This window comes from Bacteroides coprosuis (assembly GCF_020741705.1).
Taxonomy (GTDB): domain Bacteria; phylum Bacteroidota; class Bacteroidia; order Bacteroidales; family Bacteroidaceae; genus Bacteroides_E; species Bacteroides_E coprosuis.
The window spans coordinates 1-10303 of the sequence record NZ_DYYK01000017.1; the positions used below are offsets into that span (position 1 = coordinate 1).

Annotated in this window: 6 protein-coding genes and 1 pseudogene; 1 reads left to right on the plus strand and 6 read right to left on the minus strand. The window is 37.4% G+C overall.

Annotated elements, in window-relative coordinates; all coding sequences use genetic code 11:
* Positions 1-487 precede the first annotated feature (487 nt).
* Positions 488-701 (plus strand): annotated as a pseudogene (locus K8V80_RS12005) (hypothetical protein).
* 691 nt (positions 702-1392) lie between these two features.
* On the opposite strand, the gene K8V80_RS01055 reads toward K8V80_RS12005, so the two are convergent.
* From K8V80_RS01055 to K8V80_RS01080, 6 genes are all read right to left on the minus strand, one after another.
* Positions 1393-2547, minus strand: coding sequence for a metallophosphoesterase (locus K8V80_RS01055; protein WP_276774801.1), 1155 nt, complete (start codon positions 2545-2547; stop codon positions 1393-1395).
* A 2-nt stretch (positions 2548-2549) separates the two neighbouring features.
* Positions 2550-3983, minus strand: coding sequence for a RagB/SusD family nutrient uptake outer membrane protein (locus K8V80_RS01060; protein WP_276774803.1), 1434 nt, complete (start codon positions 3981-3983; stop codon positions 2550-2552).
* Between the two features lie 18 nt (positions 3984-4001).
* Positions 4002-7379 (minus strand): TonB-dependent receptor, encoded by a 3378-nt coding sequence (locus K8V80_RS01065; protein ID WP_276774805.1) that lies wholly within the window; start codon positions 7377-7379, stop codon positions 4002-4004.
* Positions 7380-7391: 12 nt separating this feature from the next.
* Positions 7392-8528 carry a FecR family protein gene (locus K8V80_RS01070; RefSeq protein ID WP_276774807.1) on the minus strand — a complete coding sequence of 379 codons (1137 nt, stop codon included), beginning with the start codon at positions 8526-8528 and terminating at the stop codon, positions 7392-7394.
* Positions 8529-8589: 61 nt separating this feature from the next.
* Positions 8590-9150, minus strand: a complete 561-nt coding sequence (locus tag K8V80_RS01075; protein WP_276774810.1) for an RNA polymerase sigma-70 factor — start codon at positions 9148-9150, stop codon at positions 8590-8592.
* 274 nt (positions 9151-9424) lie between these two features.
* Complete coding sequence (locus K8V80_RS01080; protein ID WP_276774813.1) at positions 9425-9883, minus strand: MaoC family dehydratase; 459 nt, start codon at positions 9881-9883, stop codon at positions 9425-9427.
* Positions 9884-10303: the final 420 nt, after the last annotated feature.

Sequence of the window (10303 nt, forward strand, 5' to 3'; positions counted from 1 at the left end):
ATACTACCCGCAGGGCTGGAGATTTTTACCGAAAACAGGAGGCTTGACCTTGCTTTCCCGTCCAATCCCGGAATTACCTTTGCGCCCAGAACGGAAATGACTGCCTGATGCGGCTCACTGAAAGGCGCAAAAATGGAGGTAAACGAAAACAGAGGCTGATTGGGTAGAAAAAACTTCAGGGAAAAATCCGTAAAAAAGGAATCACCAAAAGGAAAAAGACATCACCGGAAGCGTGAAAAGGGCAAACCACTACAAAGGAAGTATGATTGTTTTCCGATCCGACAGGACTTGTCCAGCCGGGCGACAACAATCATTCTTCCCGGATTGCCCGCTGTGTGTGGCTACCTGTTTCATTCATGGGGCAGGCGGACACACTCTGCATTCACTTTCCGCTTCCGGCAAAAGGGACAGCGAAAAAAAAAAATCATCTGAAAACCCGTAAAAGCACCTCTTGGCATAGGCGCAAAAGAAAGGGGCATTGCTTCATCTGTCTAAACATCGTTTAGGCGTGAGGCAATGCCCTTTTCTCCGGCTATGCGGTAGTTGGCACACGTTTGTTCCAAACTCGTTTTGGGCAATGGTGTGCCGACGGATAATACCGCTTTTACGGAAAAATCTTATGAATGAGGGGATAAAAATCTGGGAGTTTATATCAAAATCTCGGATTAAATAGCTACTTTTGCATACGAAGAGTTCTTTGAAGGTTACGCAACGCGCAGAAGGATAATGCAGTAGATAACTAACTAAATCGTAACCTATTACTATCAAGAGCGATTAACCAACGCTCATTTCCAATAAATTACACTCTTTTCGTAACTTCTTATTACAACATTACTTGGACTAGCATTTCGGATGTATTTCAAAACACATTCCAAACTATCTACTCCATTGCCACAAAGAATGCCAAGATGACGTCTATCTTTATAACTATTTTTATATTACTAGTGATAGATATCATCATCCGAACTCGAATGTCCCGCAAGGAAAGAAACGGGCAATAGCACATCTTAATAAAAGAACATATTCAGTATTAACAAGAGTCTATCTAATTCCATTTTAGGTAGGCTCTTCTTTTTTAGAAATCCACCTTTCTCTATTATTTTGACACAAAGAGAAATCTATGTCCAGAAGTTATTATACCACATCGTACACTTTGACACCGACATGATGATGACATGACACCGACATGTTACTCTTTTAACCCTGATATCGCATCTTCATAACCCAGATACATAAATACTCTCACCAAGAGCTCTGTTTCTTTGCAATGGCTCAAGACTAAAAAAGTAGGCTACTCTACCCCATACGGTAAAATAGCCTACTTTTTATTATCTTAAATTTATACCAGATAGGTATAAATCCAAAGGCAGAATACTTAGAACTGATAACCCATCACTGGAGTTTAGCGCTATGGTTATCACTTATCACATAGATTTTCCCTCTCTTTAATAAAATAGCACGTGAACGGTGCTTTTTCTTATTTTTCTTATTATCTACATTCACTGCAATAACTCGCTGGTTAAAAAAACTAGATATCTCTTTGAAGATGGTATGACCTACTATAACTCGATCGGCACCAAAGTAATTTAATACTGTACCTACATCATCAGAGCTAATCGGATCGTACTTCTCTTTTTCTAAAACCATACCACGATACCAGATCGGACCCTTGTTACCATACAAAAATTTCAAGTCTTCCGATTGTTTTCTTCGGATTGATTTAGGATAGAATAATCCATTACTTACAAGCTCATTCACCTGTGGAATCTGGTATCCTTTATCAATTAAATCTTTACTTAACCCAGCATGTACAATGAGGTTCTTACCAATAAGTTGCATAGTATTCTTTGTAGATAGCCAATCTCCTAAAACAGAAGTAGGACCAAACATTTTTTGATACGGTATTTGAAGAGTATCAGATAGGGCTTGATATGATTTTTTCATGTATCTTAAATCGCCACCAAGTACCATTGGTTCATGATTACCCAATAAGAAAAGCACCTGCCCTCCTGCTTTGGCTGCTTCTTCTTCGAGCTTATAGATAAGCCAAAAGATAGGCAAGACATCTTTTCCTCTATCAAAAACATCGCCAATAACTACCAATTGATTTTTACCAAACGTCCAATGGTAGTTGCTATCTACCACCTTATTGCATTTTAATAAATCGGAGAAACTTTTCCAATCTCCATGAGGATCTGAGGTTATAAAAATCTTTTTAGCTGCTTTAACATGATCCTTATCACGAGTAACATTTTCTCTCCATTTCACATCAAAGAGGTATTCTCCTTTATGCGAAAGAACAGGAAATTGATACCCCTCTTCTCCTACACGAAAGGTAGAATCGACAATAGCCAAATCTTTTGTAACAGAGATAGATCGCATCTGATTATTCTCTGTGTAGAACAAATAAGGACCATCGGTTTTTAACTTAACTTCCTTATGCCCTCCCTTGCCTGCAAAAGCAAAGGGAGTTTGAAGCATAAGAATAAATAGTAGTGGAAGCAGTTTCCACATTTTTGCGTTGCTATGATTATTTCTTTCTATCATAATTAATCACCATAACCTGGGTTTTGAGTAATATTACCGTTTAAATTAGTTTCTTTTCTTGGAATAGGTAGAACTATACGATAAAAATTCCAATCAAAACTACGAGCATCCGTAGCCACAGATTCTAGATAGTCTGTTCTCTCTACTCGTAAATTGTTTCTCAACAAGTCGAAGAAACGATGTCCTTCTCCCCAGAACTCTATTCTGCGTTGTTCTAATACATCTGCCAATGTAATATCTCTACCATCCCACTCGGTATTTGTACGAGCATAAATGGGCAAGAAATAGAGAGCTGCTTTCTCTTGATTTCCCAACTTGACTGCGGCCTCAGCAGCATTCAAATACAACTCTGACATTCTAAATACTACTACATTACAATCTTCAAAGCTCTTACCTTCTTGTTCGGGAAATTTATCACAGTATGGCTTACTAGAGCTATCTGTAGAAACCACAGATTTACGAATATCTTCACTCTTAGCCAAATAATTTTTAAAGAATGATGTTGTGGCAATCATATTGAATTTACGATAATGATAACCTATAGAGTTTTTTCCAGGGCTATCTGTTGTAAGATTCACTATCTCAAAGAGGAACTCGTTATTAAAGGGTTTTGCCCACATCAAGGGGTATTCTTCATGGGTAGCCAAGGCGAAACCATATTGCTTAGCTCCTGCCAAACCTTCTTCTGCCGCAACTAATGCTTTTTCATTTTCACCCATATAAAGATAGATACGACTTATCAAATTGAGAACTGCCCACTTGTTGAGCTTACCATCATAACGTTCTTCATTGATGAGTTGAAGAGATTCATTTAAATCTTCAAGTATCGCATCGTAACACTCTTTTACTGTGTTTCTTACTGGTTTACTATCTTTATCGACTACAGACTTTACAATAGGTACGCCCAAAGAAGCACCCTGATCTTTTTGGTATGGATACCCATACAGACGAGTCATATCAAAAAGTGCCAAAGCTCTAATTGCTAAGATCTGACCACGATTCTCATTGTAATACTTATCTTCTGTTGTCTTTCGTCCACTAGGAGTAATAAACTCTTTACCAGCTTGTATATCGAGTTTATCCATAGACTCTAATGCTATGGCAACATTCTTAGCAATAGAATAGTAAACACTCCAGAATGAATTGGTTGCATTTTCTTTATGATACTTAAACTGATAATAACTTGCACCAGTACTTGTGGTTTTATACGAGCGCATATCATCGGCAGTTAAATCCCCATAATAGGTCATTTGATCCCCATAATAGTTGCTGCTTTGCATCGTGTCGTACAATCCATTGGCAGCAAATTCCACATCACTCAATGCTGTAATCGCCTTATCTGAATCTACCGAAGTATTGGGTGATAAATCTAACCAATCATTACCACAACCATATAAAGAGAAGAAACAGATAAATAGTATATATTGAATTTTCATATTCATAAGTTTTTAAGATTAAATTTTAACTTCTAGTCCAAAAGTCAAGGTCTTTAAAGGTGGGGTACTCCATCCGATAGATGTACCAGCCTCTGGATCGTACTCCTTATATTTTGCCCAAGTTAAGAGGTTATTTCCCGACATGAACAAACGTACTTTGTCTATCGACACTTTCTTAGTCCAAGCTTTGGGCAAAGAAGCTCCAAAAGTAAGACTCTTCAATCGAACAAAGTCTTTACTATGTATTCTTCTACTACTAGAGTACGAGCTCATAGCAATGTTTCTATCCATTACAAAGCGCTCAATAGAGGTTTTATCTCCTTCCTTCTTCCAGCGTTTGCGGTAGTATGTAGGAATATTTAATTTACCATCTCCGCCATGTTCAGTCTTAGAAGCTCCTGAATCATAGGTTTTTCCTCCAAATGAGAAATTCACGTTGAAGCCAAAGTCAAACCACTTATAGGTGAAGTAGTTCCCGATAGCACCCGTAATCTTAGGATCTGCCGAACCAAGTTCTACTCTTTCAGCATCTTTAGGATCATCTACTAAATCCTTTTGTAGCTTTCCGTCTTCATCTCTTTTATTACTATAGAATTGAGGGAAACCTGTTTCGGGATTAATGCCAGCAAATTCTATCAAGTAAAAAGTACGATAGGGTTTGCCTACTTTATGAATATAAGGGCTACTTATTACCTGCTCCAACTCTCCATCTAAGCGAAGAATCTTATTGCTATTGTGAGCCAAGTTAAAGGCAGTAGTCCAGTTAAAGTCTTTGGTTTGAATATTACGAGTAGAAATTTCAAGTTCGAAACCTTGATTCCTCATCTTGCCAATATTCGCTAAGTAACTAGAGAAGCCTGTTGTGATAGAAAGCGGACGATCATAAAGTAAGTCTTTCGTTGTTCGGCGGTAATACTCCATCGTAACATTCACCTTCCCATTAAACAGACTTACATCGAGTCCCATATTTAGGTTATGATTGGACTCCCATGTCAACTCTTCATTCTTCATTTGAGATTGCTTGATACCTGGTTGATCATTATAACTACTAGTAAGTGAGCTAAGAGCTTGATAAGGATAATAGCCTGAGGGTAGAGTACCATTTACACCATAAGACAAACGCAGTTTTAAATCGGAAAACCAGTCTGATGTTGGCTCCATAAACTTTTCTGCACTTATTCTCCATGCACTAGATAGCGACCAGAAATGTCCCCAACGATTATTTTTATATAATCTTGAACTACCATCGGTACGCCAGCTACCTCCTAAATAATATTTACTTTGATAATCATAATTCAAACGAGTAACATAAGAAACCATACGAGTTCCAGAGATATTACCCCCTGCCCCTTCCAGCTTCATTCCTGTATTCAGATCGACCTTATCAGGGCGAGCAAAGTTTGATTTGCCTGCCGACATATAATCTTTATCCTTTCTTTCTACTTCATAACCTGCTAGCACATCAATATTATGTCCAGAGTCGAAACTATAAAGGTAAGAAAGCACAGTACTCCAGTTCATTTTGGTCGTTTCATTACTATACTTGTTAAATGAGCCATTTTTGCCATTTCCTCCATCACTCGTACGAGGATCTTTCCATGATGTCCCCTTACCAAATACAAAGTCGTAAGAGAAGGTAGATTTCAACTCTAAGTTTTTATACAGCTCGTACGAAGCAAAGAGTGTACTAAATGCTCTAGATACCGTTTCTTTCTTATAATTGTAGGTCTGAGAAAGTAGAGGGTTTCTGTCATCAAGTTTGATTAAATCCCGATTCCATGAACCATCTTCTAGCCAGATAGGATCAGAAGGAGTTGTACCATTTCTTGTTCCATAGATAGGAGTACTATAGCCTAGACCTTCCGAATAAGAATCTTGTTTGATACGTGAGAATAAAAGCTTAGACCCCATCTTCAAACGTTTCGTCATTTTGTAATCTACATTTAAGCGACCTGTATATCTTTCTAATCCAGAGTTGATAGCCACACCTTCTTGATCGGTATAAGCCACAGAAGAGTAATATTTCATTTTATCTGAAGCGCCAGAAGCGGAGAACTCATAATTGCTACGGTTCCCTGTTTGGAACATATGATCTGTCCAATCTACAAACCCACACCAAGGAACGGGAGCATATTGATCTATCTGACTATCAGCATAGGCCTTCATTTCCTGCTCAGTCATATTTTCATGCAAACCATTAGAATTGGGCTTACCCGTGTAGAGCATAGCTTGATTTACCAACCCTTCGTGAATGACATCTCTTCGCTCTTGTCCACCCATAATTTCACGGAAGTCCATAGCAAACTTAGACATTCCCCAGTCGCTCTTAAAAGAGAAAACGGGTTTACCTTTCTTACCTTGTTTGGTATTGATTATGATTACTCCATTTGCTGCACGAGAACCATAAAGAGAAGCCGCTGCAGCATCTTTAATCACAGTTATATTATCGATATCAGAGGTATTGATTGTAGCCATGATATCTAGTCCAGAACCTGTACTTGTACTGGCAAAGTTTCCCGACATAACAGGTACTCCATCAATAACATACAAAGGAGAGTTTGAAGCATTAAAAGAGCCCATTCCACGTATCTGAATACTAGATGTAGCCCCAGGAACACCCGAACTAGAGTTTACCTGAATACCAGGTGTTGCCCCTTCTAGCATCTGTTGCATAGAGATGTTGGGAACGTCTTTCGTATTTTCCGACTTCACAAAAGAAGCAGAACCTGCATAAGCCGATTTCTTAAAAGTACCGTATCCTGTAACCACTACTTCTTCAAGCAGCTTAGTATCATCTTCCAATACAATTTTGATGGGTTGTCCAGGTTTTACTTTTACCTCCTTTTTCTCTAGTCCAATAAAAGAAGCTACTAAGGTTACTGTTTTATCATCGTGTACAGGTAGCACAAAGTTTCCATCTATATCGGTGATACTCCCTATCTGTGTATTCTTAATGATGACATTTGCACCAGGAAGCGATTCACCTAAATTGTCAACAATTACTCCTCTTATTTCATACTGTTTCTTTTGTTGAACAATAGGTTTGGGCTGCTCTGCTTTCTTTTTAATAGAGATAACTCCACTCACCTCTTTGTATTCTAGTGGAGTACCATTTAAACAGCTGTCTAATACATATTCTACGGTTACACCCTTAGCTTTTAAATCGTTTATAACTACATTTTCCACATCATTAGAGCTATAAACAAAGCGGATATCTGTCTGTTTTCTGATCTCCCACACAGCATCACTTAGCAATGTATTCTGAAAATTGACCGATACCGTATTCGATTGTAGTAAATTTGTTGCAGATAGTACACCCGAGACAAAGAGCATGACGAATACTAGAAATGCTTTTTGCAAGGGCATATACCTGCGCGTTAGTTTGTTGTTGTTCATTGTATTAAGATTTTATTTAAGGTATATTGTTTTGCCGTTAATTTCTGCTTTCAACTTATCGGTTGATTCTAATACTTGAAGAAATTGAGCGATGTCTTCGTACTTATCTACTGAGCAAGAAAAACGAAGATTCTTCAAAGCCGATGATTTATATTCTACACTAAAATCATACCAACGAGCTAAGCGATTCATCATGTACTCCAAAGATTGGTCTTTGAAAACAATCTTTCCCTTATGCCATTCGGAGATGCTCAACGCATCTATTTCATCAATAACCATAGGGGCATCAGCTTTATGTATGGTTGCTCGCTGTGAGGGATTTAAAATCATTTTTTCTTGGGAGGTAGAAATTGCTATACTGCCACTCACCAAAGCTGCTTCATAAGCTTCTCCTTCATAGTTGTACACATTAAAAGAAGTTCCTAGTACCTGAATATCTGCTCGTGAAGTAGTCACAATAAAAGGGGCACTCGACTTGGATACTTCAAAGTATGCTTCGCCATAAAGTTCTACCCTACGCTCTTCTCCAGAAAACTCGGAGGGGAAAACAAGGGTACTCATAGAGTTTAAAAAGACTTTGGTACCGTCGCTTAGTGTTAAGGCATATTCTCCACCTCGAGGGGTTTCAATAGAATTCATTTGAACTTGATCTGTGGCAGAATTGCCTGAAGAGGAGTGCGCAAGAAGAGATAAGTCTTCATCAAGTTGCAAAGTATCTTCATCGGTTAGATGAATAACTTCTCCCTCCGATAGTTTTAAAATGGCTTTTGCATTTCCTATCTGAATGGTATTTACAAAAAGTGATGAATCTTCTACTATCGGGGTGCGAGATGTAAAGTAAATAGTTAGTCCTATAGATAGTGGAATTAATAAGGAAGCAGCATAGCCCAAGATGCGACGAAGTTTGCGACGATTATACATCTTCGCTCTTCGATCTGAAAACTGATTCCATTGTTTATCTACATTTACTTGAGAGATTGAGCTATAATAATCGGAGATATGACCACTATCAGTTATTTTTCGAAATAGCTCCTCATTGGCTTCTGATTTCTCTCGCCATAGATTGAGCTCTTCTAGCTCATCTTTATTTATTTTTTCGGCTAAATATTTAGCAATTAGATGTGATATATAGAAATTGTGTTCTTGCATATTATTTCGTGTTTCTAATAATAAGACAAGGACACCCTTAGAACTCGCTAGTTAATAAAGGTTAATTGTTTAATATCTTAAAAAAGAAAGGGAGGTAAAGGGCGTATTTACCAAGCATAGAACGAAGTTTTTTTAGAGCGAGCTGTCTTTGAGAATAAACAGTTTCAACAGTGACACCAAGCTTTGTAGCTATTTCATCGGGAGTATGCCCTTGTAAATATCCTTGCATCACCTCTCGCATACGGGGTGGCAAATTGTGAATAGCTTCTACAATCAAACGATAGGTTTCGTCTTCAATAAAACTATCATTAATAAAATCGAAAGAAGGAGGAGCTGCTAGCAAACTTTCGGTGTATTTAGTCTTTACCTTTTGGTGGGCAAGTTCATTGAGTGCACTATTTCGAATACAAGTATAGAGAAAAGACTGAGTTTGCTGGAGATTTTGGAAATCTCGCCTCAACTCCCAAAGCTTAATAAAAGCCTCTTGAACCACATCGTTAGCAGAATCTTCTTTGGGCAAAAAACGCTTGGCATACATAAAGAGATAAGGATAAAACTGATTGAATATCAATTTAAAATCCTCCTCTTGAACAATGCTCAGGGGTGTAATTTCTCGAATCATGAATGCTAAATCGTGTTTGTGTGTTGTTGTGTATCAGAATAGGATAATTGGTTCTTATTTTTAACGGTTACAATGTTAACAAAAATAAAACGAATTAAAAGAAGTTTTATTAAAAATATTAAGAAATGCGAAATATTGAATCTGTTTCGAGGCATAACGTTCATCAATGGCTCAACACTAAAAAAAGTAGGCTACTCTACCCCATACGGTAAAATAGCCTACTTTTTAATATCTTAAATTTATACCCTACGAGTATAAATAGATTCGAAGTTTATTATTTAAAATAATAGAGAAAAACGATGGTAGCGTCATACGCATTCTTCTTTTTTCCTTTAATTTCTAAAGAAGCATCCATCTCGGTTTTCACCACACCACGTAGGTTCCTACATGATTTTAGTTTTACCCTTAGGCGTACTTCATCGCCTACCAAAACAGGTTCTTGGAAGCGAAGATTTTCAATACCATAGTTTATCATAGATTGCACATTATCCACCTCCATAATTTCATCCCAAAGATGAGGTAAGATAGATAAAGTTAAATAGCCATGTGCTATTGTGCTATTGAATGGACTCTCTTTCTTTGCACGTTCAACATCCACATGTATCCATTGATGATCAAGTGTGGCATCAGCAAACTGATTAATTTGCTCTTGCGAAATTTTCATGTAGTCAGATACGCCAAGCTCTTGCCCAGTGTATTTTGCGAATTCGTCAAAACTGCTAACTTTAATCATAGATTTCCTTTTAATAGTTTTGTAATGAGTGATTTAAAAAGTTAATAAAGACTCTTGTATAGACCTATTAACCTATTTGATATACTTAAATAAGATACAGCATTATTAGGGATATTACAAACAAGATATTCAGTAAGGCCCTATTTGTGGGTGTTCAGTCTACTAAATATAATTGTCTAAACAAGAATTAGTAGTTAAAGATACAACAAATCCTTAAGAGTGTATAGATTTTTCGTGCAAAATAGTTCAAAGTTAAGCTTCTGTGTATCTATAAAAGCATCTCTCTAAATAGGAAAAATAGACTTAAGAGAGTAAGCCGATACGGGGTATATCTCTAGGTAATTCTTTTAAAAAAAGCACAAACTCCTTCGATCAATGCGTTTCTTTAGCTACTTAGTCATATTTGTTAGTCAAGTATTC

Excerpts from the sequence above, each read along its gene's own strand:
- K8V80_RS01055 (WP_276774801.1), bottom strand. The coding sequence starts at position 2,547 with ATGATAGAAAGAAATAATCATAGCAACGCAAAAATGTGGAAACTGCTT.
- K8V80_RS01060 (WP_276774803.1), bottom strand. The coding sequence starts at position 3,983 with ATGAAAATTCAATATATACTATTTATCTGTTTCTTCTCTTTATATGGT.
- K8V80_RS01065 (WP_276774805.1), bottom strand. The coding sequence starts at position 7,379 with ATGAACAACAACAAACTAACGCGCAGGTATATGCCCTTGCAAAAAGCA.
- K8V80_RS01070 (WP_276774807.1), bottom strand. The coding sequence starts at position 8,528 with ATGCAAGAACACAATTTCTATATATCACATCTAATTGCTAAATATTTA.
- K8V80_RS01075 (WP_276774810.1), bottom strand. The coding sequence starts at position 9,150 with ATGATTCGAGAAATTACACCCCTGAGCATTGTTCAAGAGGAGGATTTT.
- K8V80_RS01080 (WP_276774813.1), bottom strand. The coding sequence starts at position 9,883 with ATGATTAAAGTTAGCAGTTTTGACGAATTCGCAAAATACACTGGGCAA.